The 307-nt window shown below is 38.8% G+C and carries 1 protein-coding gene; it reads right to left on the bottom strand.

Annotated features, from left to right (window positions below; all coding sequences use genetic code 11):
• On the bottom strand, positions 1 to 240 hold a 240-nt coding region (locus HC176_RS18780), incomplete at its 3' end, for a hypothetical protein (protein WP_167920488.1).
• Between the last annotated feature and the right edge of the window lie 67 nt (positions 241 to 307).

The following is a 307-nucleotide window of genomic DNA, read 5'->3' as shown; positions in this document are numbered from 1 at the left end:
AAGACGCAGGCTTTCCTTTTCTTTACGCTTCTCTTCGCCTACTTCTTTAGCTTCAACCTTTTTACTTTTATCGGTTTGAAACTCATCAGAAAGCACCTGATAAAGCTCTCCCGATATTTTTGTGGTAGGACGCGCTTCTATCTCGTGGCCCTGGGAATTAAGAAATTCCACAGCACGATCCAGCGAAATATTAAATTCACGCAGTACCTTATTTAATCGCATTGTCTTTGCTTCAGCCATAAATTGCCCTCTAAATTATCCTCTTTTATTCTTAACTGTTATTCTCTTCTTCAAATTCTTCTCTAAG

It is taken from the genome of Tamlana crocina (genome assembly GCF_012037625.1).
Note: the sequence above shows the minus strand (reverse complement) of the source record. Positions and strands in the feature narration are given on the sequence as shown.